Origin of the sequence: Shewanella sp. cp20, from assembly GCF_000832025.1 — a bacterium.
GTDB lineage: Bacteria > Pseudomonadota > Gammaproteobacteria > Enterobacterales > Shewanellaceae > Shewanella.
In genome coordinates, this window is sequence record NZ_JPII01000053.1 from 18,770 (window position 1) to 45,559 (window position 26,790).

Sequence of the window (26,790 nt, forward strand, 5' to 3'; positions counted from 1 at the left end):
TCCCTATGATCGAGCGTAAAAAAGAGATGGGCCGTGATCGCGTGTCACGCTTAGTCAGTTGGGGGCACTGGTTTGCCTTCTTCAACGGCTTCTTGGCGATGATAGTCGGTGTCCGTTATATTGAAACCGTGGGCGCGCCCGAGTCCTGGATTGGCTGGGGTTACCTGGCCATCAGCACCCTGGGCCACTTTAGCTTTCTCGCCTTCATCGTCTATCTGGTGGTGCTCTTTCCCGTCACCCTCTTGCTGCCCTACTCCAAGATACTGCGCGGCCTCGCGGCCTTTGCCGCCACCCTGGGCCTGTGTATCTTGCTGTATGACACCCTGATCTACGACGACTACGGTCTGCACCTTAGTCCATTTGTGTTCGACATTGCCTGGGCCGATCTCAACGCCCTGTTGCAGGGCACCTCCTATATAGTGACGCCGCTGGGGATCATCATCCTCGAGCTGACTGCCGCCAACTTCCTGTGGAAGCGGATTGAGAAGATCCGTAAGTCTAATTACGGCCCTAAGGTAGTCATAGTGATCGGCCTGTGTTTCGTCAGCAGCCACCTGATCCACATCTGGGCCGATGCCGCCGACATAACCGAGATCACTCGCCTGGATGATGCCTACCCACTCTCATATCCCGCCACCGCTCGCTCCTTCATGGAGAGCCACGGCATAGAGAAGAGCGACAAGCCTCAGGACCCGAGCAAGTTACAGCCTAGCCTCAACTACCCGATCTCGCCGCTGCAGTGCAGCGCCAACCCTGAGATCAACATATTGATGGTAGCTATCGACGGCTTCAGGGCCGATCTGGTCAACAAGGACACCATGCCGTTCCTCTATGAGTACGGCAAACACAACCACGAATTTAAGCAGCACCTGAGTGGCGGCAATATGCACAACAGCGGCATGTTCTCCCTGCTCTATGGCTTGCAGGGCAGCTATATCGCCGCCGACGATCTCAGCTATCGCTCACCCGTGTTCACCCAGGAGCTGGCCAAACAGGGCTATACCCTGGCGCGCTTCGCCCCCGAGACAAGCACTATTCAGCCCCAGGCCATCTATCAGGACCTGACCTCGCACCTGCAGCCGCTGACCAATGGCGTGGCCGATGCCGATATTCAATCCATCGACAGCTTCGACCAGTGGCGCATGCAGCAGGAGAAACCTTGGTTTGCCCTGCTCAACCTGCAGAGCCCGGACAGCTACGATACCCCTATCGGCTTCCTGGGTATCGAGACAGTCAAACCCGCCACGCCACTCAAACCGGCGCAGAAGGTACTGTTTAACCAATATCGTCAGTCGCTCAACTTTATCGACAAGCAGCTACAGCGGCTTATCGAACGCCTGCCCGACAGCACCTTCGTGATGGTCACCGGCGTCTCGGGCAAGGTCTTTACCGGCGACAACGACAACCAGCGTGGCAACCTGTCACCGGCCAACGTGCATGTGCCGCTGATTATCCACTGGCCAGGCATGGAGTACGACAAGACGGTCACCTACCCCAGCAGCCACTATGGCGTGGTACCGACCCTGATGACCCAGCTATTGGACTGCACCAACAAGGCCAGCGACTACAGCGCCGGACGCAACATTCTGCAGCCCCAGAGCGAGAACTGGACCTATATCGGCGACAACCTGGTGTTTGGTATCTACCAGGAAGATGAGATCACTGTGATCGACAGACACGGCAAGTACCGTATCTATAACCGTGACTATAGCCAGCGTCTGCGCAACAAGAAGATCAGCGCCCCCGAGCTTATCCAGGTGATGCGCGAAGGACGACGCTTCTATAACCATTAGGATCTGCATTAGGGAATGAGTCGCTAGCGACTATAAACTAGCCAGTCGATCGGGCTCCACGGCTGAAACACTTGCACAGGGGCAAACGACTTGATAAAGTTCTGCCTGTTCGAAGCAGACCCCAAGTCTTTGCTGCTTTGGATAAAATCGGTATGTAGCGCAGCCCGGTAGCGCACTGTCATGGGGTGTCAGGGGTCGGAGGTTCGAATCCTCTCATACCGACCAAATTCAAAAAAGCCAGCTGAAAAGCTGGCTTTTTGCTATCTGGGATTTGATAGCGTATCAAAGTAACTAAAGGCTCTTTACGCTAGCCCCTAGTGATCAAAGCACAAGATAATTGTCACACATAAAAAACCGAGACAGTGAACGTAATGCCATTGTCTCGGCTTATAAGGTTAAGTCGATAGGAAAGATTTTGGGATTGATGAATAATATCATGCAGAATTTGTTAAAGGCATAGATTCAAACAAATTGAACGCCCAAACTGCATCAACTGAATCACATTTATTTTCTGACTTAGTACTGATATCAGACTTAAAAAAAGTTACACCATACTCTTTTAGAACATCAAAACACCTTTCATCATAAGGATTGGAAATATCACCACGAAGAAATGACTGATAAAGTAACAGCCAATACTCATCTTTCTTAATATCAACATCTGATGATACATTTACTACAAACTCTCTTATCTTCTCATTTCCAGGGCAAATATCTTGCAAAATCGTGATGGAAACACAATCTTTAGTAGCCAATACTTGCTCAATGATATCTTCAGTTGGCTCAATATCATTCTCTCTAAAAATATGAAGCGGCCAAGCCATACCATCGGATCTATTGTGAATAGCGTTTTCACTAATAATCATATTAATATTGCAAATATACCGTGAAACATCCAACTTACCTTTATCCAGCAATATGGATAAGTAAGGGATTAAAATTGGATAATAAAATGACAAACTAAGTAAACACTCAAACACATCTTGATAAGCAGAATCTTCCAACTTTTTAACTATTGAACTCACAGAAAACTTAATAACACTTCCATCTTTATGTGACTTACTTAAAATCAATGCCTTGTTAATAATGTTAAGCGCCTCTTTAGAGGTGCATTTGATTAACTCCCCATTATCATTATACCTATCCATACATAAGTGGTTTAGCTCAACCACCCAATCATCGGTTGAGGAAATAGGTAAATCAACGATAGAGGTCTTTCTTAAATTTAAGCTTAATCGATATTCTGCTAAAAACTCCGACAATTTTATTATAAACTTTTCCGCTTGCTCTTTTGTCGAACAATAACAGCAAAAATCATCAACATATCTTTCATGTTCGAACCCTTGGGCCTTTAATTTAGAGTCAATCCTAGCAAGGATAATTTCTAGGCAAATTGAAGAAGTAGCAGGACCAACAGGCATTCCATTAGTTTCACATCTTTTGGTCGTACTCAAATATTTATCAAACTTATTAAACCATAGTTGTGGGTCTCTTGTTGTTTTAGCGTGATCATAGCCTACGATTGCCCAAGATAAGCTATGAGAATATATGCTATCAAAACAATTAGCTATATCAGCCTTTACAAGATACTTCTTTCCAAATGTAATAATATTGTGTTTTCTATCTTTCACTATCGGATCATCATAATTCATAATAATAATCCGACGATCTTCTTCGTAAAACTGTGGTCTAACTCGACTTGACTCATTATCTGAAATATATTCTATTTCATTCCAGTAATTGCGAATATGTAAACAAAGTTGAGCATGAGCTACGGGATGGACTAAAGAAAGTATCCTAGGAATGTTGTTATAACGGGTAGATTTAAATTCTACAGGAGCAAAACCAGATCTCTTTCTAGATTTTGATATTCCACCGGAAAGAAGTTTTAAACACACTTCAGGAGTAAATTTTGACGTGCTAAAACAATCTGGAAGCTCTCCAATAGATTGCTTTTGATTAGGGAAGTAATTATACCTCGATAACGAACGAAATATTTTATACCTTTTAAATTTATCTTCGGTCTTCCCTTCAAGCAGATCTTCAACATTCATATATTTGTCTTTTAACCATTAATTGCGAATTTCATATTGATATTCACTCAGCTGAGTACCGCTATGATTCAAGAAGCAGGGGTAAAATTCAGCCCCGCTGTAACCACCATAGCTATTCTTTGCATTGATTCTTAGTTGGAGTACGCGACGAGCCCCAGTGTCATCCTGCAGCCAGTCAAAATGGTGACCAAGCACCTTAATTGACTCTGGATCTTTAAATCCCCCAATTAATGTTAACGTCGTTATGCATTGCTCGACCAATTGATCGACGCTCAAATCATTGACACTACTATTCATTTTCACGGGAGGAGTTACTGTGATCTCTTGCGCATCTTCAGCACAAGGATCTTGGCTGTAGGTTTCAACCCCGTCTATGGTGCATTTATAAACTGCAGCATGAAGGTTGAAGTTAGCCATAATCAATATGATAAACATCCATTTATGCATTCTTAACATCCTATGTCGAACTAACCTATTGAGTTTATCGCCAATATAGCCAAATAAAAAGGACTACATGTTGGTAGCCCTTTTTGTACTCAGTGATTCAAAAAATCTCCTCTGCTTTCTCGCAACAAATGCAGCAAATTACTAGCCTAAGTGATCATCCTCATTCTTAACCAAACTCTTAGTCAATGTTCTCACTAGACAACAAGCCCTCCCAAAAAACCAAAAGAGTGATAAGAAACATTTGGTTAGCATTTAACTAGGGATTCACTTACACTGCATATTGCAGCCTCAAAGCATCGCTTGGCGGCTGTATACATGGATTTTAGATAGGGAAGAATGCAATTGCTCAATAAGAATCACCTTGGGTTTGCCGTGCTACTGGGTTTACTCGGCTTGCTGGTAAACCTGTCGCCTATTCCCCTGTTTGGTAACCAACAGCTGATCATTGGTAACCTCTTCTTCGTGATCGTGGCCATCTTCCTCGGCCCCTGGTATGCCCTGTTAGCCTCCCTGCTGTGCGCCACCGGCCTCCACCTTGCCTGGGACAGCTGGCACATGTATCTGCTCTTTCCCTTGGAGGCCCTGTGGCTGGGCTATGCCCGGCGCAAGGAATTTTATACCCTGTATGCCGATATCACCTTCTGGCTGTTGCTCGGCATGCCGCTCTTCTATCTGTACGCCAACCTAGTGTTTCAGATGCCCAACAGCTACATGACCTTTATCACCCTCAAGCAGGGGATCAACGGCATGCTCTATACGGCGATCGGTGCCATCTGCGTCACCATGTTACCGAATCATCTGCATATTCAAGGCAAGCTGATTAACCAAAAGCGTAAGAGTTTCAACGCCCAGCTTACCTACACCTTTACCCAGGTCATGACCTTAGTGCTGCTGGTCTCGGCGCTGATCTTCAACAACAACTCCATTGAGCAGCAGCAAAAGGATGTCAAACTCAACCTGGAAGACTCGGCGGCGCACCTTGGCAAGGCCACCGAGAGCTTTATTCAGGGGCATATCAGTGCCATCGATAATGCGGCGCGCTGGTTGAGTCTGTCTAACTATGATTCGGCCCAGTGGCAGAGCCTGCTGTCTAAGCTGCACCAAAGCTACCCCTTCTTTATCTCTATGCTGATCGCAGATGATGAGGCACTCATCTCGGCCGCCAGCCCTATCTCCAGGCTAGACAAGGATGTGGTTAAGAACAAAGACCTCAGCATCCGTGATAGACACTATTTTCAGGAAGCCTTTTACAATCAGCTGACCTTTATCTCTCCCGCCTTTCTCGGCCGGGGCTTTGGCTCAGATCCCATCGTCGCCATCAGTGCGCCGATTTATTCCAAAGACAACCACGTCACGCCCATAGGGATCATCGAAGGCTCATTAAACCTGAACAAGTTTGCCAGCATAGATGAACGCAACCGCGAATATCATGAGCAAGCCATGGTGCTCACCGACGAGAATGACCTGGTGATATACGCCTCGGATTCTCTGCAACTGGCGCCCTTAACGCCGCTTAAGGTAGCGACCTCTGGGCAGCGCTATCGCACCAGCCTGAACATGATCAATTTTCGCAAGCTCGACAGCCTAAGCCCCGAGTTTGCCTACACTAAATATGTGCTGAAAAACGGCTGGTCACTCTATGTGGTGATGCCTTTCGAGCCGCTGATAAAACAAGTGGAGCAGCAATACCTGACCACCTTTAGCCTGCTGTTTGTCGCCTTTATCATCACCATATTACTGATCAAGGTGATCAGCTATCGTCTGACCCAGCCGCTTGAGACCATCGCCAAAAAATTTAGCCAGTGGGGCATGACCCAACATCAGGATGAGGTGATGTCAGACACCATACCCAAGGAGATCTACGCCCTCTCCAGCAGTATTCAGAAGAGTAAACAGGAGCTGATCAGCTATCAGCTAGAGCTGGAAGAGAAAGTGGCCCTACGCACGGTAGAACTGGAAGATGCCAACCTTAAACTCCAGGCGCTGGCGGAGCGTGACGAACTGACACACCTCTACAATAGACGCTATGTGGAAAACCATTTCGCCAATATTCACGACATGTGCAAGCGCAGCTATGCGGCATTGGCGTTCTGCATCATAGATATCGACCACTTTAAGAAGATCAACGACACCTACGGCCATCAGATGGGCGATAAAGCCCTGGTTGCCCTGGCCGAGCTAATGCAGCAGTTCTTTAAGCGAGACACGGATATCGTCTCTCGCTATGGCGGTGAAGAGTTCTTGCTCGTACTGCCCCAATGCAACGCCCTGCAGGTAGAGCAACACCTGAATCAGTTTAGAGAACAGGTCGCAGCCTACCAGATTGAGGTGCCGGGCCAGCGAGCGATCGGCATGACCATTAGCATAGGCGCGGTGATCAGCAATGCCGGCTATATGAGCGACATAGATCATTGGTTCAAGATGGCCGACCTTAACCTCTACGAGGCTAAGGAAAATGGCCGTAATCGCGTGGTCTGTTCGCTACTTTCGGCCGACGATCAGTTCAGCTAACATAGCTACAAGCCGCCAGGCTTTAACGAACAGACTTTAATGGCCAGGCTTTAACGAACAGACTTTAATGGCCAGCCTTTAACTCAAAGGGCTTAGCCCCGCACCGAGCAAGGCAGGCTTAACGGCGATTGGCTGAATGACTTAATCGCATAGTGGCTTAGTGACTTAGCGGCTTAAAGAGTTAGCGGCTTTGCGCCCCTTGGCGCGCATCGATAAACTTATCCACCCTGTCTAGCACATAGGGAAAGAAGGGGTTCCATTTCTGCCGCAGCACCTCATCTGCCGAGACTCCAAGCACGCCGCGCTCCCCTCGGGCGGCCGCCGCGCCAATCTGTACCCTGTGTCTGCCCTTCTCAAACGCCGTACCATACAGACTGTCGCTCGCCGGATAAGGCAGCGCCACATGGGAGAGCGAGTAGATCCCCTTGGGCCAAGCCAGCCCTAATGGCTGATGGCTAGCCTCATAACCTGGGCGATACCGATTGGCCTCCACCTCATCAAAACGCCTTAACGCCGCTTTCTGCGCTGATAGCGGCTGTTGCTGCAACTCAGCATGGCGATTTTGCACTAGGGTGAGATCAAACCTGGGCGCATCCAAACCGAGAGCGGGCAGCAAGGCCGCCAGCGGGTCGTTAGCGACTAAGGCGAGGCTCAGGGGCTGACGGTTGATGTCAAACAGCACCAACTGATGCTGCTTTGCCGGCAGGCGCCCATAGAGATCGCTCACCACCGCCTGGGCCGAGACAGTGCCATCGGCCACCGACTGAAAGGTCAGGATATCGGCCAGCGCCGACAACTTCTCCTCGGGCAGCGCCTGCATCAGTTGTTGATTGCGCTCGGCCAGTTGATAGACAACATCGCCAGCATTGACCGCAAAGGAGTTGTATTTAAAGGGATCGTACTCGGTTTGAATCGAATTCCAGCTCAGCTTTTCCAGCCCCAGCATACGCCCTAACCTGTCTTGCCACTTGGCGCCGGCCGCCACGGGTGACAGACCTATGGCCGGCGAGAGGAAGATCATGCCGCGATAGCTAAGCCCCTGTCCCAGGCTTAACTGCTCAAGCTCATGGTTTAACGCCAGCGCCGCCCCCGTTGAGAAGGCCACCACATAGATGGGTTTGTCACCCAGTTGCCGCCTAAGATGTTCGCTCGCCAGCTCAACGGCCCTGGCCATCTCCTGCCATTGTAGCTCTACCAGGCCAGAGGGAATGGTGCCGTGGCCCGGTAATCTTAGCCCCAGCAGGTGGGCGCGCGTCCTGAAATGCTCGGCAAAGTGAGACAAGGAATAGGGTGAATCTGACATGCCATGCAGCAGCAAGACACCAAACTCGGCCTGAGGATTAGCCCACTCATAACTGCGATTCCAGGCCTGGGGCCAATTGCCTGGGTCGGCAAAGCTGCCATGCCAATAACGGTTGAGGGGCTGCTCTAGCCCTTGGGTCCGGCGATAGATCTTGCGCTCTACTTCTTCGAACAGCTTGGCCTCTAAGGCCTGATAGGCCGGGAAATCCTCGACCTCGCTGTCTAGGCGAAACTGATGTTCGAGGCGAGTCGAATGCCAGACCGACAAGTCGGGACGGGCATTTAAAAACCAAACCCCAAAGGCGAGCGCGGCCACAGTGATGCCGAGACAGGCATAGGTGACGGCGATGGTAAGATGTTTAGTCGAGTGGATGAGCAATGTTTTCATGACGAATAACCGCTAGGCTCCCTGTGTGCGCTAACGAGCGCCAAGTCCGTTAATCATTAACATACACGTCTTTATTGCGTAAACTCCAGCCCCAAAGCCCAAGGAATGAAGAATATGTCTGATAATGTGAAGCCCTTAGGGCAAGATGGTGCCAAACGCTGCTTTTATCTGCCTACGCCGCCTCAACTAGCCGACGACTGGCAGCTTGATACGCCAGACAGCCTGGATAAGCTAGTCGCCCTCAATGGCAACCACTGGCGCAAGATCTTGGTGATCATGGCCAAGCTTAGCGCACCGGATGAAGATTGGCGCGGCTACATGAAAAGGCTATTAAAAGCTGACGAGCAGATACATTTCGGGGCTGCAAGGCTTTCGCCCCATGCCAAGGAGCACTATGTGTGCGGCCAGCAGAGCGCCATCAAGCTGGGCTTAACACCTCTTAGCGAACCCAAGCAGTTTCTGCAACACTCAGAAGACGAGCAACAAATCTTCCGCCTGCCCTACCTAGATTATCGCCAGTGCCCCAACGCCCTGATCGCCGCCTTGCGCGAGCAGCGCACCTCGCTGGCCAAGTAAGACAGTCTTTGGCGAGCAAGAACATGACGGATTAGCTATCGGAGCAGCGTTTAGGCGTTAAGCGTTAGGCATTTGGTGTTAGGCGTTAGAAGCTAGCGGCCAAATAGAAAAGGCGCCCTAGGCGCCTTTATCCTTTGTCTTGCCTACCAAGATCAGTCGTACAGGGTCGGGATAGGCTTACGCTTATGCTGGGTCGCATTATAGATGGCGATCAGACGCGCCTCTACCGCGGCGTCCACCGGCTTGCCTTCGAGGAAATCATCTATCTGATCATAGGTCAGGCCCAGCGCCACCTCATCTTCGAGCTGCGGCTTATCACACTCGAGATCCGCCGTCGGCGCCTTGTTCACCAGCACGTCTGGCGCACCCAGCGCAGCGGCAAGCTGACGTACCTGGCGCTTGCTCAGGCCAAACAATGGCGCCAGGTCGCAGGCGCCATCGCCCCACTTGGTGTAGAAACCGGTAATATTCTCGGCGCTGTGGTCTGTCCCCACCACCAGGCCACCTGTCAGGCCGGCGATCTCATACTGGGCGATCATACGCATTCTGGCCTTGACGTTCCCCTTCACAAAGTCGACATTGCTGTGAGGGTGAGAGATAACGCCGGCAACTTCAAGCCCCGCCAGAGTTTGATGATGGATCCCTTCGACCCCTTCACCGATATTAACCGTCACCTGCTTGCTGGGCTGAATGAACTGACAGGCCATCTGCGCCTCATCTTCATCCTTTTGCACCTTAAAGGGCAGTCTCACCGCGATAAACTGATAGCTGCCTTCATACTCGCCTTCGCTGTTCAGCTCATCCACCGCCAGCTGGCACAGACGACCCGCCAGTGAGGAGTCTACCCCACCGCTGATCCCCAGCACTAGACTGGTGGCACGCGCCTCTTTGAGTTTTGCTTTGATAAAGGCGATACGTCTTTGCACCTCATATTCCACCTCAATATGCGGCTGCACCTTCATTTCACGTATGATCTGTCCTTTCACTGGTCCGACTCCACTTAGGTTAACTGTCAGCATGATTCTAAGCTGACCATTATGAGCCAATTTATCGGGAAATTCACGACCTAAGCTTGCCCCAATTCAATAAATGGGCCGAGAGGCTGCAATTATTTACTAGTCAGAGGAAAACGCCCTGATCTACACTGGCTAGTCAGACGGTCGGAGGATCCGGTCAGTGGCACAAGAGTCAAGCGAAGCGGGATGATGGCAACAAGCGCGGTAGAGAGAATCGATTATTGGCAGGCAAGCGTCTTGAAAGAGATGGAGCTGAGCCGCGCGCAGTTTACCCACTTCGCCTTCGAGAAACATGTGCATCTGGACTACCATATAGGCGTGGTCAGCCATGGAGGGCAACGCTACCATCACAGAGGCAGCGAGTATCGGTTGACGCCGGGCGGTCTCTCGACCCTCAACCCGGACGAGAGCCACAACGGCCAGAGCCTGGATGACAGCGGCTACGAGGCGTTGGTGATGTCTCTGCCCACTGGCTATGTGCAGCAGGTGGGTGAGGCGCTCAATCAAGACCAACTCTACTTCAGCGCGCCTATACTGAATGACGCCAGGCTAAGGGGCTATTTTATCCGCCTGCATAGGCAGCTTACCCTGCATCAGGCCAACATCAGTCCACTGGAGGCCGAGACCCTGCTGCTGGGCTTTATCAGCGAGCTGTTTTATCGCCATGGCAAGCTGCGAAACCTGCCGACAAGCCACGCCAAGTTGAGCGGCGCCCAGCTCGACGACATCAAGCAGCAGTTTCATCAGGGGCTGGATCAGGAGTTCGAGCTGGAGCAGCTGGCCAGCTCCATCGGATTGAGTAAGTTTCAATTCTTGCGTCAATTCAAGGCGGCTACCGGCATGACGCCCCACGCCTACCTGAAACGTCTGCGACTGGAGTACGCCAAGAAGGCGCTGATGCGGGGCGACAGCGCCACCAGCACCGCATTTGAACTGGGTTTCTTCGACCAGAGCCACTTCAACAAGGCCTTCAAGCGAGCGTTTTTGATCACCCCGGCCCATTTTCAAAGACGGGTCACCCCCTGATGCTTTAGTGCCTAGAGGTAAGGGAGCAAGAGAGCGAGAGAGCAAGGGCAATTCCGGCTAAGGTGCAATTTTTTACAATCTCCAGCGGCCGAATCGACTTAACATGGAGGACTAGCCATGAATTCACTTTCCCTAACAGAGAAAGCCTAACCTTTGAGAGTGCAACACCGAGATGGAATTACAACTGCAACTGCTTGTTTCATTGGCCGTCATCCACACGGTCGCCCTGGCGAGTCCAGGTCCGGACTTTGCCTTGGTGGTCAGACTGGCGGCGCAGGAGCACAGACGCACGGCTATCGCCGCCGCGCTGGGACTGGCGGTGGCCATCACGCTGCACACCCTCCTGAGTCTGACCGGGGTCAGCCTGCTCATCAAGGGCTCCCCCAACCTATTCATGGCGGTGCAGTTGATTGGCGCCAGCTACCTGGGTTGGATGGGCATTGGCGCCATACGCGCCGCCATCGCCCACTGGCGAGATGAGGCCCATCTGAATGGGGCGAGCGTCGCGGGACGAGGTCTCGGCGCGGCACAGGGCTTCATGCAGGGCGTGTCGACTAACCTACTTAACCCCAAGGCGCTGGTGTTTTTTATCACACTGTTTTCGACTCTGATCACGCCAGAGGTGACGCTGACCACTAAGGTCGCCGCCACCTTGATGATGTTTGCCCTCTCCCTGGGCTGGTTTAGCCTGATCGCCCTGGTGCTGTCCCATCCCAGGATGCAGCTCAAAATGAAAAGAGCAACCCCAATGATCAACCTGCTGACCGGATTGCTCTTTATCTTCGTCGCTGGGGTCATCCTCAGCGGTGCCCTAGGCCGTTAAGCCTGTGCAGCGTAAAAACCTATGCACGGTTAAACCTGTGCGCCGTTAATCCAGTGGCGCCAAGCCCCTGCCACCGCCTATTCTCTAATATAAGGTAGACGGTGGACGACTAGCCCTGGCTCTGGCTCTGGCTCTGGGTATGGGTCTGAGTGCGGATATAATCCAGCGCCGAGCTCACCGCCATCACCTGTGCCTGAATACAGTTTTCATCGTCCACCAGCGGACTGTCGGGATAGACCTCCGTGGTGGTGTTGTATCTGGCATCGCTGAAACCACAGCACAGCCCCAGCGCCTTAGTCGCATAGTTGATCACCCCGAATTGAGTGATGGGCTCGCCGATCAACCTACCCTGCTCATCGGCGGGGGCGATATGGGTGACCTTAGCCACGGCCTCGATGATGGCCTCCTGCATCTCATCGTTGGGATTTTCGCTATCGCCCACCAAGTAGAAGCCGTCGGGGATATTCCAGTTGGTCTGTACCTTGGCGTCTCTGGCCGCCAGCGCCGGGCGAAACTCGCTGTTGTCAGTGTCAGTGGTCTCGTGCAGATCTATGTGCGCCATCAGCGGCTGGTTGAAACTCGCCACCCACTGCATCAGGGCGCGGGACTCCTGAGCCGGGCTATCGGCATAGAAAGAACGATTTGGGTCAATCGCCTCAGGATTCCAGCGATTGATGGTCTCGTAACCCCAAGGGCTGACACAGGGGGCAACCAGGATATTGAAATCTTGGCTGTACTCACTTGCCTTGGCGATCAAAAAGCGTAGCGCCCCCTGCACGCCACTGGTCTCGTAGCCGTGTACACCGCCGGTGACCAAAATAGTAGGCTTAGTCTGGTCCCAGTCGCGTGATTTAAAACCATAGAGCGGATATCGCCCCTCATCATAGTTCAGCTCACCATACTGCTGCGCCTCGAAGGCCTCGCTGATCTGGCTGAACTTGCTCAGCACCTCCTGCTCGTAGGAGCGTTTCTTCTGCTGCGCCGCGCGCCACTGCGCCTTTTCCGCCTCGCCCCATGGCTTACCCGCCTCGCCAATCCAATAACCTTGCTGCGCTGTATTCTCGTTTTCCATCTTATTCTCTGCCTCGGCCAAACCATTTTTGTTCGTTTGAATTGACCTATGATAACCAAACTCGGCCTGCCTGTGGCAAAGCTTAAGAAAATTCAACTAACCGCTCCTGTAAAGGGCTGTGTAAACCGCCCCTAAAGTGGCCGTCAAGGCGCAAAGAGGGGCGCATAGGATAGGCACGGCAGGCATTCTTTGTTAGTATCGCCGCCGAGGAGAGACGATGAAAATTTTTAGTTACCAGCCCCCGGCTATTCCCTGGCTCGACATTCGCTATCAAGATCGCGACATCATTATCATCAATAAGCCATCAGGCCTGTTGTCCAATCCCGGCCGCGCCGAGGAGACCCATGATTGCGCCATCAACCGCCTGTTACAGCGATTTCCCGAAGCCATCCTGGTGCACAGGCTAGACTGCGCCACCTCTGGCATCATGGTGTTCGCCCTCAACAAGAAGGCCGAATCTCACCTCAAGACCCAATTTCAAAATCGCACCACAGAGAAATATTATGTGGCCGAGGTCGCGGGTCTGATGAGCCAGGACAGGGGGAAAATAGAATTGGCGATGAAGCCAGACAGTGAGCAGCCGCCGCTGCAGATAATTGCCAGCGATGGCAAGGCAGCGACCACCTATTTTGAGGTGCTGGACCGACGCAGCAACAGCACCCTGGTGAAGCTCAAGCCGATCACCGGCCGAACCCACCAGCTCAGGTTACACATGAAGGCCCTGGGCCACACCATACTGGGTGATGACTTCTATGGCGACGACGCCATTATCGCCGCCGCGCCGCGTCTACACCTGCACGCCGAGCACCTAAGCATCACTCATCCTTACAAACAGACCAGGCTGAGTTTCTCGAGTCTTCATCCCTTCTAGGCTAGATAGCCGTGCGGACTGCGGCTTATCGCCATGACACAATAAAGGCGCCTATCTGGCGCCTTTATTTTAACCCTTATGCCGCGCGTTTAGCGGTATAGAAGCATTCGTGCTGTTGCAAAATTGCAGGTTATTGTCGTGAGATAGGAGGAAATACTCACCAAACAGGTTGCCACCTAAGTCTTCCAGCTTGAGGCCGTTATCGAGCTGCGTTGCCTGCATCTCATCTAAGCTATGGCAACCGTCGTTATACCAGGTCTCTAGAAACAGCTTTTCGCCTTGACGATAAAGGGTGATCTTGTCGCCCAGAGAGGGGCGCTCATCTATCCACTGGCCAATAATTTCGCGTGCTTCCATATCTTGCTCCTGCCAACGTAAACGTTTTCGCTTTTCAACAACCGACATTTCGATAACTTGAAGTAATGACTGTGAACCATTCGCACTGGCATTGCCTAACATTACCCTAAGCTCAGAACTCATATTTATTTAACCTCTAAATTATCGCAAATGTTAAAACATTGTAAAAAAGCAACTATAAACCAACAAGTTAAACCAACTTGTCGTCTCCTTTATGTGAAATTGTAACCTAGAGCGAAAATAAAAACGCGATCTAAATCACTTTTAATGCATTATTTAAGTAAAGTGTAATACAAATTTTTTTCAACAGGCCAAAGCAATATAACCCTATCGGCCGCACGTCCTCTTAATACCAATCACAGTAAACATGTGATCAGAAATAGCGCAGGAAAAACGCTTGAGAACAAAGCAGGATTTTTAGATAAGTAGTTATTCTACAATTAAAAATACTAATACAGTTATCGAGCGTTTTAACAAGCTAGAATGATCAATTATTTATTACGATTGGTATAACATTAGGGTTAGGTGAATAAGCTTTAAAAGGCCGCCACAAAAAAAGGAGCCAGCAGGCTCCTTTTCAAATCGATATTGCCTCTGAGGCTGATATCTAAAAGGCTTAGATCTCCACCTGACGCTCGGCCGCCTCGCAAGCCGCCGCGGTGAAGAGCACGTCGGTCGAGCTGTTAAGCGCCGTTTCCGCCGAGTCTTGGATCACCCCTATGATGAAGCCCACGGCCACCACTTGCATGGCAACATCGTTAGAGATACCAAACAGGCTACAGGCCAGCGGAATAAGCAGCAGCGAGCCACCGGCCACGCCAGAGGCACCACAGGCAGATACCGCCGCCACAACGCTCAGCAAGATAGCGGTCAGGATATCGACCTGGATCCCTTCGGTATGCACGGCCGCCAGGGTCAACACGGTAATAGTTATCGCCGCGCCCGCCATGTTGATGGTCGCGCCCAGTGGGATAGACACTGAGTAGGTGTCTTCATGCAGATCGAGCTTCTCGCACAGGGCCATGTTGACCGGAATGTTTGCCGCGCTCGAACGGGTAAAGAAGGCGGTCACGCCGCTCTCTCTTAAACAGGTTAATACCAGAGGATAAGGGTTGCGGCGGATCTTAAACCAGACGATAAGCGGGTTGATCACCAGGGCGATGATCAGCATGGAGCCCAGGAGCACCGCAAGCAGCTTGGCATAGCCGGCAATCGCCTCGAAGCCGGTTGCCGCGAAGGTGTTGGCCACCAGGCCGAAGATACCTATAGGCGCCAGACGGATCACGAAGCGCACCATCTGCGATACCCCATGGCTCACATCGGCAAATACCGTCTTGGTGTTCTCTGAGGCGTGATGCAGGGCGATGCCCAGACCTATACCCCAGGCTAGGATGCCGATGTAGTTACCCGTCATCAGGGCATTGACCGGATTATCCACCACCTTGAAGAGCAAGGTATTGAGAACTTCACCTATTCCCTCCGGTGGCGTCGCGCCTTGGGCGCCACTTACCAGCACCAGAGTGGTTGGAAAGAGGAAACTCATGGTCACAGCGGTAATGGCCGCCGCAAAGGTGCCAAAGAGGTAGAGCACTATGATAGGTCGCATATTGGTCTTGGTGTTTTTCTTCTGATTGGCAATCGAGGCCGCCACCAGAATAAACACCAAAATAGGCGCGATCGCCTTTAACGCGCCGACAAACAGATCCCCTAAGAAGGCAACACTCCCTGCCGAGGAAGGTGAAAAACTCGCCAGAGCTACCCCGGCAATGATCCCCAAGATAATTTGCAGCACTAAGCTGCCATCTGCCAACTTGGCAAATAAGGAACGATTTTGATTCATTGATTGACCTATCATTATAATTAATTGAATTTAACCTTTGCTCATCGCCTTCAACGTTCGCTGAGCAGAACAGCTTTCTTTATGGTATTTATCGTCTCTCGTCACGATACCGCTTGGCCACTACGGCCTAAAAGTACCAGGGATGAGAGTAAAAGCTGACGTCAAACACAGGATCTGGCCCAAGGTTAAACTTCCTTCATCCTGTGTTTTATAGAAACTCCCCCGTCTTGTCTAGCAAACCGCTCGATTTCGCTTTAGTTATTACCCACTAGCATCATAAAGATAACAAAAATCTAATTTTTAACTCGCCTGATGCCGCTTGGCGCCCCTCAGCATGGCCTCGATCAACTCGTGGGCATCGAACTTGGTCAGCGCCTCGTTGGCGCCCACCTGATGGGCCTGACTCACGCTGATCTCACTGGAGAGTGAGGTGTGCAGTATGATGTAGGCGTCGGCCAAGGCAGGTGTGTTCTTCACCTCGAACGCCAGCTCATAGCCATCGAGTCCCGGCATCTCGATGTCGCTCACCAGGAGATCCACGGGTCTTCCCTCCTTCGCGGCCTCCTCCATGATGGAGAGCGCCTCCCGACCGTCCGAGGTGACCAGATAGGGAATATTGATGCTATCGAGCGCGTCACTGAGCTGCTTGCGTGCCACCATGGAATCGTCCACCAGCAGGATATTGAGCGGTTTTAAGATCTCCCGCTGCACATCTGTCAGTATTGCCCGGGTGCTTTCCGGACTGGTGGGGAATATCTTCGACAGTAAGAGCTCCACATCCAGCAGCTGCACCAGCTTGTCATCGACCCGTGTCACCCCGGTCAGGAAGGCATTCTTACCCAGGTTATCCGGCGGCGACTCGATGTCACGCCAGTTGCACTCGATGATCTTATCTATGCTGCGCACCAGAAAGCCCATCACCATGCGCTGGCAGTCTGTGATGATGATATAGGCGTTAGCGAACTCCTGCTCTGTGATAGGCGCATAGCCCACGGCCGCGGCCATGTCGATGATGGGAATGGTGTGCCCCCTCACCGTCGCGGCGCCCAAAATAGCGGGATGAGACTGAGGGATGGCACTGAGTTTAGAGAAAGGAACCAGTTCGCGGATCTTGAGCGTGCCGAGGGCAAACAACTGAGTATGGGACAAGCGGAACAATAATAGGCCTTGAGATTGGCTCGCCTTACTTTTCATATTCTTACCGACACATAAATGCTTAATTAGCGATAAGTTTAACCCTAGCATAGCCAGATTAAATTGACGATGCTCATGCCCCGATAAATTACCTCTACAATTGTGACTCTATGGGCAGCACACCGATGAAATCGGCCATGAAACGCCGCCAGAAGCTGGCATCAGGGTCGGCATAATAGACTTTACCGTTTAAATCATCATGCCAGATCAACTCTCCCTGTTGCAGGCCTAAGCGATAGCTGCTGCGCTTGAGGGACGCTGTGATCTCATCCACCATCTCTCCGGCAAACCTGGGCTGGTCGACAATCAGCCCCATCTCGGTGTTGATCCAGGCCGATCTAGGGTCGAAATTAAAGGAGCCGACAAACACTGAGCTTCTATCGAGCACAAAGGTCTTGGCATGCAGGCTGGTGCGCGAGCTGCCCTTCCAGGCGCTGGGACGGTTATTAATATCCACCTTCACCTCATACAGGGCGATACCATTTTCCAAAAGACGCTCACGATAGGCCTTGTAGCCGGCGTGCACCGCCAACACATCAGTGGCCGCCAGGCTGTTGGTGACTATGGTGATCTTAATGCCCTGTTTGGCCGCCTCAATTAAGGCCTGACAACCGCCTTCGGTGGGCACAAAATAGGGCGAAACGATCAGCGCCTCCTCGCGGGCCCTAGCCAGAAATTGGCTTAAGTCGGTTAGCAACCACTCCTGCTTATCTTGTCTGCTCGCCTTCTGTGGCGGGTCATAGAGCAGCTGGGCGTCGCCCCAATACCAATCAAGCCCCTTGCCAGTGATCTGTTTTAACAGCTCGCTCAACTCCAGACGATTGAGATACTCGTCATGGAGGAAGTTCTGTTTGTTTCTGGCCATGGTCTTGGCCGCCGCTTGATACATCTCACTGGTTGCCGGCGGCACCAGGTTGATCACGCTCTCCACCTGTTCGCTGTTCCAGTAACGGTCGAATTGTTCGGACACCTCATCGACCACATCGCCTATGGTGAGCAGATCGAAGTCCCCAAAATCCACATCATCGTTCTTGGAGAAATACTCGTTTCCTATGTTGCGCCCGCCCACTATGGTGATCTGATTATCCACCGTGAGGGACTTGTTGTGCATTCTATGGTTGAGGCGGGAAAACCCGGTCAACATGGCGAAACTGCGAAAGGTGCGCTCATAGGAAGGATTAAAGAGGCGGATCTCGATATTGGGGTGGCTGGCCAGCAATATCAGGCCAACGTCTAGGGTCTTAGTGGTGAGGTCGTCTAACAATACCCTCACCCGCACGCCACGATCGGCTGCGTCTATCAAGTGCCAAATAAGCAGCCGGCCGGTTTCGTCGTCATGGTAGATATAATATTGCAGATCTATGCTTTGGCTCGCCGCATCCACTATCGCCAGACGCGCCACGAAGGCATCGACACCGGAGGAAAGCGGCAGTATGCCCGTCAGGTTAGGGTGCGCCTCTAGGTCATCGGCGAGGTAACGATATAGCCTAGAATCTGTCGGCGCCGCCAGTTTATGACTGGGCGTAAGCGTTTGCGGCGGGGGCAGACTGCTACAGGCCGACACCAATGTCCAGGCCATCAGCATCAATGCCATGCGCATTAAGACTGTGGGCATCCGTTTTTGACTTACCGCAGAGAAGTTAATCACTTAGGCTAACACCATGAATTTATGGGCCTAGGGCCTAACATAGGCGTTAGGCTTACTCCTGTAAAGCGTACAAGACGTCGTAGACAAATTGATCCCAGCCCTCGGCGCTGAAGGCGATGTCTCGCACCGCCCTCACCTGGCTGACCGCATGTAGCGGCGCGGCGCCATTCTCCATCAGATAATAGGCCATCAAGAGCCCGGTTCTGTCTTTGCCTGAGCGGCAGTGAATCATCACAGGCAGGCCATCGGCCTCACACTGGCGAATGAAGGCCAGCGCCTTGGGCAGCTGGGCCACACAGTGTGCCTCATCCCCCTCCATAGGCGGGATGTTGCCCGACAGCGGAATACAGGCGTAGCGTAAATCTAGCCGTGCCATCTCATCGGGCTCACAGAGATCGCCGCCATTGACCGACAGTATGGCACCGACCCCTTGCCCCTTGAGTTCACTTAGCTCCCAGGGCACCAGGTTGGGGCCACAACGACCGGCGATCTGGCCTTCGACTAACCAAAAAAGCTGCTGCATCTCTCTTCCACTCTGTTAGTTGAACACCCTACTATGAGGGACGCTTCCAGATCCCGTCATTGATCTTGGGTAACTTTTTACGCTTTTTCTTGCCCGTGCCCTCGGGTTTGGCCATAGGCTTCGCCTGACGTGATGGGCAATCGGCCGGCGCCTCAGCATCGGCCTCGAAGCCTGGATACTGCTCCCTTGGCAGGCGCAACTTGTTCTTCTTCTCTATCACTTTGAAGTGATGATACTCATCGTGGCTGATAAGCGAGATCGCCTCGCCGCTCTCGCCCGCGCGGCCGCTGCGACCGATGCGATGCAGATAATCGGCGGGGCTTCTTGGTAACTCAAAGTTGATCACCACGGGTAGCTTGTCGATGTCGATACCGCGCGCCGCGATGTCGGTAGCGATCAGCACTGTGATCTCACCGCTCTTGAATCCTTCGAGCACACGGCTTCTGGCGCCCTGCGCCTTGTCACCATGGAACACCTGAGCAGTGATACCGCGCTTCTCCAGCTTCTGCGCCAGGTGATCGCAGCTGCGCTTGGCACTGGCAAACACCAGTACCTGACGCCACTGACGCACCTTGATAAGCTCCGCCAGCAGGGCCGTCTTGTTACTGCGATTGACGGTATAGACGCGCTGGGCGATATCGGCACTCTGCGCCTCTTGCAGTTGGATCTCCACGGGATCGTTCAGCAGCTTGGCCGTGAGGCTCAGCACCTCTTCGGGAAAGGTCGCCGAGAACAACAAAGTCTGCTTCTGAGTGGGTAATTGTTTGAGGATCTCACCAAGCTCCTCGGTGAAGCCCAGATTCAACATGCGATCGGCTTCATCGAGCACCAGCACCTTGAGCTGAGAAAGCTTAACGGCATTGCTGCCAAGCAGATCCAGCAGACGCCCCGGCGTCGCGACCAGTATATCGGCGCCGCCTCGCAGGGCCAGCATCTGACTATTGACCGAGACACCACCGAAGACGGCGACAACCTTGGCTCTGGGTGCCAGTTCGGCGCCATAGCTGGTAAAGCTGTCGGCAACCTGCTGGGCAAGCTCGCGGGTCGGCACCAGCACTAAGGCGCCGATATGATTGCCGCCAGAGGCTCTCTGGCCCACCAGTTTCTGCAACAGCGGCAAGGCGAAGGCGGCGGTCTTACCCGAGCCCGTCTTGGCACCGGCCAGCAGATCGCGACCGGCTAATATCGCAGGGATCGCCTCGGCCTGAATCGGCGTCGCCTGCTGATAACCAAGATGATGTAGCCTGGCTTGCAACGCCTTAACCAGGTTTAACTGATTAAAATCTGTGGTCGACAGTGGCAGGTCCGATGGCGCAGTCGGTTTCGGAGCTGATGGAGCCTGATCAGATGGTGTCATTAAATTTAGCTACCCGTACAAAATAGAGCCGCGCATTGTACCTAAATTTACGGGTAAACACCTCATCTTTCGCTACTCTCTTACCTCAAGACTCTTGCCTTGAGAATCTTGCCTTAAGAGCCTTGCCTCGAGACTCTTACCATAAGACTCTTACCATAAAACTCTCACCTTAAGAGATAATACCTAGGTTTTATTCTGCGTCTGCCTAGGGCCTGTTTATCTTTCGCGTTCATTTTTGCAGCATTCTGTATCGATTTTATACAAGGCAGAGCGATTGTAATGTGGTGTGCTACATCAATGAGCGATAACGCAGTAGAAAAATGATACAGACGCTGCCCGCAGGGTTCGTCTTGAGCACGTTCAACTCTTTGTTGCTCGGCTTTTATATAGAATAACTATACTACAAGCCTCATGCCGCGATTTGAACGTGCTCAATTAGAACAAAATTTGTTCTCAAAAGGTCAACAGGCCCTAGCAACCCACAGCCTTAGCCTCCAAGGCCAGTAGTTGCTGCTTAATCGTCAGGCCATAGGCATAGCCTGTCAGCGCCCCATCCTTGCCTATGATGCGATGACAGGGAATGATGATGGCGATTCGGTTGGCGCCGTTGGCGCTGCCCACCGCCCGCACAGCCTTGGGATTATCTATCGCACTAGCGATATCCGAGTAGCTTGCCGCATCGCCAAAGGGGTGAGCGAGCAGCGCCTGCCATACCTGATGCTGAAATGTTGTGCCCACAGGTGCCAGGGCCACATTAAAGGCGGTTAGCTGACCGGCGAAATAGGCGGCTAACTCATCCTCAGCCTGCTCTAGGTGCGCCTGAGCCTTAATCTGCGCTTCCTGGTCACATTCAATTAGCGTCACCTGCCGCGCGGTAAAATCATCATCTTGCCCGGGCAGAAAGCTCAGGTGCGACAGCCCAAACTGATTGGCCGCCAGGCTCACCTTCCCCAGGGGAGTCGCTATGATGCGCTCGGCGAGCGCCTGATAGCCGCTTAACCCAGCGTCCCGATTTAAGGGAATATACTTAGCCTCTAAGCTCTTCTGACTCATTTTTAGTTCCTTAATCAATATTGAGGTTTATCGCTGACGCTTTTGCTCACTGCTGATTCCAGAGCTGCAGGGTGAGATAGCTGCCCCATGGGGCAACCTGCAGCAACACCTCTTGGCTAAGCCCTTGATAGTACGCCTGCGCCCGTTTTTTGGCCGCCTTAGGATCTTCGTCTTCAGCAGGCTCACCATCACGACTGGACGGCTCGGGCGATAGGTTCGCCAGCAGTTGCTGTTTGACCACGAGGTCCCCAACGAGTAGCACGTCCGGCAGGCTCTGCCCACGCAGGCGCACATAATCCAGCGTCCAGGGGCCGATCCCCTTGATTTGCAGCCAGTCGTCTATGTTTGCCTCAGGATTGGCCACCACAAAACGTGCCAGCGCCCGAATCGCTTCTTTTCGTATCCCGGGCATCTTAAGCCCTTCCAGGCTGGCGTCCATGAGTGCCTCTGGGCTTGGAAACAGACGCACCATTCGCTCGTTTAGGCTGATCGTCTCGCCATAATCGGCCACCAGTTGCCCCAGGAGCTTGATGGCCTGAGTGACGCTCACCTGCTGCCCCAAAATGGCACGACAGGCGGCCTCGAATGGCGACCAGACACCGGGTAGACGTATGCCCGGTGAGACTCGAGGCAAGGCCTGCCCCATTTGCTGCAGCTTGTCGCCTATGGTCAGCATGTCGGCGTCGAGATCCAGGATGCGACGTATATGGCTGATGCTCCCCTTTAGCTGACCAAGAGCGTCAGCCTCTGCTAGGTGAATCGTGACGTGAAAACAGGCCTCTCGCTCACTATGGACTGCGCAGAAATAGCCCTTGGCGTGACCAGCATTGTCGCGGCCATTCACAATGTCACGGTCACCGTCACCGTCACGACCACTGTCACTATTACGGCCACGACCACTGCCGAGCTCAAAGCTTCGGCCATAGCTGTGTTCATCCAGCCACTCCATCTCGGGCACGGCGCGCTGGGCAAAGAAACTGCGCAGATGGTGCCAGTCATAGGGAGGGCGATAGGCAAGCTTGAGTGTCAGCCCCTGCATTGGCAACTGTGATTCACTCGATGCCTTGCGGATCTCACTCGGGGTCAATTGCAACTGCTCACGGAAAACCTCGTTGAAACGCCTCACGCTGTTAAAACCGGCGGCGAAGGCAACCTGAGTGATCGGCATCTTGGTTTGATGCAACAGCTGCTTGGCAAACATCAACTGTTGATACAGGGCATATTGCTTGGGCGAGGTTCCCAGGCTGTCGTGAAACAACTGGCGCAGATATCGCTCGCTGATCCCGAGGCGGTCGGCAAGCCCTGTCATAGGGATCGCCTGGGGGCCACTCAAGACTCCGGCATCGATCAGGCTCATGGCGCGATTCAGGCTGGTCTGCTTGCCAAGCCAGGGGTTAGAGCCCGGCGCACTGTCGGGACGACAACGCAGACAGGGTCTCAGGCCCGCCTGGGCCGCCGACAGGGCATCGTCGAAATACCTGACATTCGCCTCCTTGGCAGGCACGGCCGGACAGATAGGACGACAATAGATGCCGGTGGAGAAGACACCGACAAAGAAGAGACCGTCGAACCTTGCATCCCGGGAGAGACGCGCGATGCGATACTGCTCCGCCTTGGGATGCTGGCCCCCAGGGAACTTAGTATTGCGCGCCTCGGCACTGATCTTACCTTGTTGCTGACTCACTAACAGATGACTCGATTTCGATTGATAAGGCCACTCTAATGCAGCACGAGTTAGGATACTAGCGGAAAACGGCACTCATGGCGAGATGAGATCTCAGCGCAACAATTCATCGCACTCGGCTGGCGCCTGCTATATGATGAGTGACAAGGATCACACCTAGCGACTAAATCCAGTAAGCCTAATTTTTATAAGGACTTAAATGTTTAAGCGTTTCGAATCATGGGTTTCCGCCCTCCCCGACCAAGAAGCGGTGCAGCCGCCGCGTGGGATCTTCCAATTTTGCAGGCATTACACACGCGGCTTCGAACTGCCGCTGGCCTTGATGTCGATACTGACCGCGCTATTAGCCATACTCGAAGTCTCCCTGTTCGCCTTCATGGGCGACCTAGTGGATCTACTCGCCAGCCACAGCCCGGAGACACTGTTTGCCGAGCAGGGTGACAAGCTATTGGTGATGGCGCTCCTGGTGCTTGTGGTGATCCCAGCGCTGGTATTGCTGCACGCCCTGGTGATCTACCAGGGGCTCTTGGGGAACTACCCTATGTCGATCCGCTGGCTCGCCCACCGATATCTGCTTAAACAGAGCATCGCCTTCTATCAAAACGATTTTGCCGGGCGTATCGCCACCAAGGTGATGCAGACCTCGCTGGCGGTGCGCGAAACGGTCACTAAGCTGCTGGATGTCCTGGTCTATATTCTGGTCTACTTCCTCTCCATGCTGGTGATCATCGCCGACGCCGACCTGCGTCTCATGCTGCCCATGCTGGCCTGGCTGATAATATATGTGGGGCTACAATGCTACTACCTGCCTAAGTTAAAGCGAGTCTCTACCGAGCAGGCCGATGCCCGCTCAACCATGACGGGGCGTATCGTCGACAGCTACACCAACATCGCCACGGTGAAGCTCTTTTCTCACACCCAGAAAGAGGCCCAATATGCCAAGGAGAGCATGACGGGTTTCCTCGATACCGTGTATCGGCAGATGCGCCTGGTGACGGGGATCAACGTTAGCGTACAGGTGATTAACTACTTACTCGCCTTCACGGTCGCCGCCGTCTCCATCTGGCTGTGGCGCGACAACGCCATCACCATAGGCGCCATCGCGGTCGCGGTCAGCCTGTCCCTCAGACTCAACGGCATGTCGCAATGGATCATGTGGGAGATAAGCTCATTGTTTGAAAACATAGGTACAGTAGCCGACGGCATGAATACCCTGTCACGTCCCACCAGCGTGCAAGACAGCGACAATGCCAGCCAGCTCACCGTCTCCCAAGGTGAGATCGCCTTTAATCGCGTCAGTTTCCACTATGGCGAGGCCAGCGGCGTCATCGAAGATCTCGACCTTAAGATCAAGCCAGGCGAAAAGGTGGGGCTGGTTGGACGCTCGGGCGCCGGCAAGTCCACCCTGGTTAACCTCTTGATGCGCTTTCACGACGTGGAGCAAGGCAGCATCACCATAGACGGGCAAAACATTCGCGAGGTGGCACAAGACTCGCTGCGGGCCAACATAGGCATGGTGACTCAGGATACCTCCCTGCTGCATCGCTCCATCCGTGACAACATACGTTACGGTAAGCCGGATGCGAGCGAGGAAGAGCTGGAAGATGCCATCCGTCAGGCACAGGCCTTCGATTTTATTCAAGGACTTAGCGATCCCGAAGGCAATCATGGCTTGGATGCCCAGGTAGGCGAGCGAGGAGTGAAGTTGTCGGGCGGTCAGCGTCAGCGTATCGCTATCGCCCGCGTGCTGTTGAAGAACGCCCCCATCCTCTTGTTGGACGAGGCCACATCGGCACTGGATTCGGAGATCGAGGCCGCCATTCAGGAGAGTCTCTATCAGTTGATGGAAGGCAAGACGGTGATCGCCATCGCCCACCGCCTGTCGACCATTGCCGCCATGGACAGGTTGATCGTGTTGGATCAAGGCAAGATCGTCGAGCAAGGCACACATCAGCAGCTGATCAAACAGGGCGGGATCTACGCTCAGCTCTGGGCCCATCAGACCGGTGGTTTCCTCGGCATCGAGTAACCCTAGTTACCGAGTCATATCAATCATCGACAGGCATCGCCGCGTTTAGCGCGTGGTGCCTGTCGATGAATGCTTAAATTTTAAATCTTAGCTCTTAAGCTTGGTCTAAAGCCTCCACTTTTACTCTCAGCGACTCTTTCACTTAGCCGGAAACCAGGCCGGTTCGGTAAAGACCCAGTCATTGTCTTTTACCGGCGTGTGACAGCTGATGCAGACCTGCATGCCGCCCTCAAAGGGTGTCTGATCCTCGCCAACCCAACGTGCCCAGCCCCAGCCATAGGTATCAGCATACTTTACCGAGTCTTTAAACATAAACTCGGCATGGACGAAGGCCTTTGGCCCTATCGCCTGCGGCCAGTGGCTCAATTCCCCAGCCTTCCAAACCACCTTGGCCAAGATGGCACCATCGGGCCAAGGCGAGTGCTTACCACTGCGGGCGGCATTGACGGCAATCTCGTTACCCAGGATCGCCCTCACCGTGTTGTTATCAGTGCGATGGGAGACAGCGATACTCGACCAGGTTTGCCAGCCTTGAGGATAGGCGATCTTATGGGACGGCAAAGGTGTGGTTTCCTCAGCGTAACTCACTGATGAAAATGCTAATAACAGCAGTAAAAGAAATGTCTTCATTGTCTGACTCACTCTGTTGCTCAAATGCACTGATGGTTAGTCTGTCAGTGTAGACGCAATAGATACGCTTTGCCGGAGCCAGCGGTTTAGTACTGGTAGCAAACAGATAGAAGCAAGATAGAGATAGAGATAGAGATAGAGATAGAGATAAATAACAGATGAAAAAAAACCACCCTATTGGGTGGTTTTTTCCGCGTAACTAAACGCTTATTTGGTGGAGCCTAGCGGGATCGAACCGCTGACCTCAACACTGCCAGTGTTGCGCTCTCCCAGCTGAGCTAAGGCCCCGAAACTGATTGTGACTATACAGTAAAACCTGAACAAACACAACGTCTTATTTCAAAATTTATCAAAATAAGTTGTGGTATCCCATAGGGGATTCGAACCCCTGTTACCGCCGTGAAAGGGCGGTGTCCTAGGCCTCTAGACGAATGGGACGCCGGTCTTACATTTAGACTCCGTAAGGGAGTGAATACTCGTTGAAGCCAGTAGGCTATCGCTTCAACGCTATCGAATCGTCAACTTATGCAGTCAACCACTCAAGAAAGTGGTATCCCATAGGGGATTCGAACCCCTGTTACCGCCGTGAAAGGGCG

At 52.7% G+C, this 26,790-nt stretch carries 20 protein-coding genes, 3 tRNA genes and 1 pseudogene; 8 read left to right on the forward strand and 16 right to left on the reverse strand.

The features are described 5' to 3' along the window. Positions 1-5 precede the first annotated feature (5 nt). Together DB48_RS18845 and DB48_RS18850 are read left to right on the forward strand one after the other, a co-directional pair. Complete coding sequence (locus tag DB48_RS18845) at positions 6-1,793, forward strand: DUF3413 domain-containing protein (RefSeq protein WP_041511729.1); 1,788 nt, start codon at positions 6-8, stop codon at positions 1,791-1,793. A gap of 148 nt (positions 1,794-1,941) precedes the next feature. Then, a tRNA-Pro gene (locus DB48_RS18850) sits at positions 1,942-2,018 on the forward strand. Between the two features lie 209 nt (positions 2,019-2,227). Here DB48_RS18850 and drt4 read toward each other — a convergent pair. Further along, the gene (gene drt4, locus DB48_RS18855) at positions 2,228-3,847 is read right to left on the reverse strand and encodes an antiviral reverse transcriptase Drt4 (protein WP_082035684.1); all 1,620 of its coding nucleotides are present in this window, start codon (positions 3,845-3,847) and stop codon (positions 2,228-2,230) included. Positions 3,848-3,865: 18 nt separating this feature from the next. Further along, positions 3,866-4,294, reverse strand: a complete 429-nt coding sequence (locus tag DB48_RS20480) for a DUF4124 domain-containing protein (RefSeq protein ID WP_052813872.1) — start codon at positions 4,292-4,294, stop codon at positions 3,866-3,868. Positions 4,295-4,630: 336 nt separating this feature from the next. Between DB48_RS20480 and DB48_RS18865 the strand changes: the two genes are divergently transcribed. Then, positions 4,631-6,805, forward strand: a complete 2,175-nt coding sequence (locus DB48_RS18865) for a sensor domain-containing diguanylate cyclase (protein WP_041511730.1) — start codon at positions 4,631-4,633, stop codon at positions 6,803-6,805. 181 nt (positions 6,806-6,986) lie between these two features. On the opposite strand, the gene DB48_RS18870 is transcribed toward DB48_RS18865, so the two are convergent. Beyond that, on the reverse strand, positions 6,987-8,495 hold the full coding sequence (locus DB48_RS18870; RefSeq protein WP_041511731.1) for an alpha/beta hydrolase: 1,509 nt from the start codon (positions 8,493-8,495) through the stop codon (positions 6,987-6,989). Between the two features lie 114 nt (positions 8,496-8,609). On the opposite strand from DB48_RS18870, the gene DB48_RS18875 reads away from it, so the two are divergent. Then, positions 8,610-9,071 carry a DUF6942 family protein gene (locus tag DB48_RS18875; RefSeq protein WP_041511732.1) on the forward strand — a complete coding sequence of 154 codons (462 nt, stop codon included), beginning with the start codon at positions 8,610-8,612 and terminating at the stop codon, positions 9,069-9,071. Positions 9,072-9,223: 152 nt separating this feature from the next. On the opposite strand, the gene nadE is transcribed toward DB48_RS18875, so the two are convergent. After that, positions 9,224-10,057, reverse strand: a complete 834-nt coding sequence (gene nadE, locus DB48_RS18880) for an ammonia-dependent NAD(+) synthetase (protein ID WP_152619202.1) — start codon at positions 10,055-10,057, stop codon at positions 9,224-9,226. A 216-nt stretch (positions 10,058-10,273) separates the two neighbouring features. On the opposite strand from nadE, the gene DB48_RS18885 reads away from it, so the two are divergent. Beyond that, entirely contained in the window at positions 10,274-11,113 is an 840-nt protein-coding gene (locus DB48_RS18885) for a helix-turn-helix transcriptional regulator (protein ID WP_041511734.1), read from the forward strand. A 172-nt stretch (positions 11,114-11,285) separates the two neighbouring features. Next, positions 11,286-11,936, forward strand: a complete 651-nt coding sequence (locus tag DB48_RS18890; protein ID WP_041511735.1) for a LysE family translocator — start codon at positions 11,286-11,288, stop codon at positions 11,934-11,936. A gap of 109 nt (positions 11,937-12,045) precedes the next feature. On the opposite strand, the gene DB48_RS18895 is transcribed toward DB48_RS18890, so the two are convergent. Beyond that, positions 12,046-13,008: a M14 family metallopeptidase gene (locus tag DB48_RS18895; RefSeq protein ID WP_052813876.1), complete on the reverse strand. Its 963-nt coding sequence runs from the start codon at positions 13,006-13,008 to the stop codon at positions 12,046-12,048. A gap of 217 nt (positions 13,009-13,225) precedes the next feature. Between DB48_RS18895 and DB48_RS18900 the strand changes: the two genes are divergently transcribed. After that, complete coding sequence (locus tag DB48_RS18900; RefSeq protein WP_041511736.1) at positions 13,226-13,879, forward strand: pseudouridine synthase; 654 nt, start codon at positions 13,226-13,228, stop codon at positions 13,877-13,879. Between the two features lie 76 nt (positions 13,880-13,955). On the opposite strand, the pseudogene DB48_RS18905 reads toward DB48_RS18900, so the two are convergent. From DB48_RS18905 to DB48_RS18940, 8 genes and pseudogenes are all read right to left on the reverse strand, one after another. Continuing rightward, positions 13,956-14,338 (reverse strand): annotated as a pseudogene (locus DB48_RS18905) (hypothetical protein). 514 nt (positions 14,339-14,852) lie between these two features. Continuing rightward, positions 14,853-16,076: a serine/threonine transporter SstT gene (gene sstT / locus DB48_RS18910; RefSeq protein ID WP_041511737.1), complete on the reverse strand. Its 1,224-nt coding sequence runs from the start codon at positions 16,074-16,076 to the stop codon at positions 14,853-14,855. A gap of 300 nt (positions 16,077-16,376) precedes the next feature. Beyond that, the gene (locus DB48_RS18915; RefSeq protein ID WP_041511738.1) at positions 16,377-17,270 is read right to left on the reverse strand and encodes a chemotaxis protein CheV; all 894 of its coding nucleotides are present in this window, start codon (positions 17,268-17,270) and stop codon (positions 16,377-16,379) included. Between the two features lie 94 nt (positions 17,271-17,364). Beyond that, on the reverse strand, positions 17,365-18,885 hold the full coding sequence (locus DB48_RS18920) for a phospholipase D family protein (protein WP_041511739.1): 1,521 nt from the start codon (positions 18,883-18,885) through the stop codon (positions 17,365-17,367). A gap of 85 nt (positions 18,886-18,970) precedes the next feature. Continuing rightward, positions 18,971-19,441 (reverse strand): dual specificity protein phosphatase family protein, encoded by a 471-nt coding sequence (locus tag DB48_RS18925; RefSeq protein WP_041511740.1) that lies wholly within the window; start codon positions 19,439-19,441, stop codon positions 18,971-18,973. Positions 19,442-19,472: 31 nt separating this feature from the next. Next, entirely contained in the window at positions 19,473-20,798 is a 1,326-nt protein-coding gene (locus DB48_RS18930; protein ID WP_152619203.1) for a DEAD/DEAH box helicase, read from the reverse strand. Positions 20,799-21,269: 471 nt separating this feature from the next. Continuing rightward, positions 21,270-21,851 carry a methylated-DNA--[protein]-cysteine S-methyltransferase gene (locus DB48_RS18935; RefSeq protein WP_052813873.1) on the reverse strand — a complete coding sequence of 194 codons (582 nt, stop codon included), beginning with the start codon at positions 21,849-21,851 and terminating at the stop codon, positions 21,270-21,272. Between the two features lie 46 nt (positions 21,852-21,897). After that, positions 21,898-23,448 (reverse strand): AlkA N-terminal domain-containing protein, encoded by a 1,551-nt coding sequence (locus tag DB48_RS18940; RefSeq protein ID WP_041511756.1) that lies wholly within the window; start codon positions 23,446-23,448, stop codon positions 21,898-21,900. 286 nt (positions 23,449-23,734) lie between these two features. On the opposite strand from DB48_RS18940, the gene DB48_RS18945 reads away from it, so the two are divergent. Then, entirely contained in the window at positions 23,735-25,564 is a 1,830-nt protein-coding gene (locus DB48_RS18945; RefSeq protein ID WP_041511741.1) for an ABC transporter ATP-binding protein, read from the forward strand. Between the two features lie 138 nt (positions 25,565-25,702). Here DB48_RS18945 and DB48_RS18950 read toward each other — a convergent pair whose 3' ends face one another. The 3 genes from DB48_RS18950 to DB48_RS18960 all read right to left on the reverse strand — a co-directional run bounded on the left by DB48_RS18950 (position 25,703) and on the right by DB48_RS18960 (position 26,632). Beyond that, a complete protein-coding gene (locus DB48_RS18950; RefSeq protein ID WP_041511742.1) occupies positions 25,703-26,194 on the reverse strand; it encodes a cytochrome P460 family protein in 492 nt (163 codons plus the stop codon). 212 nt (positions 26,195-26,406) lie between these two features. Next, positions 26,407-26,482, reverse strand: a tRNA-Ala gene (locus DB48_RS18955). Between the two features lie 74 nt (positions 26,483-26,556). Beyond that, a tRNA-Glu gene (locus tag DB48_RS18960) sits at positions 26,557-26,632 on the reverse strand. Positions 26,633-26,790: the final 158 nt, after the last annotated feature.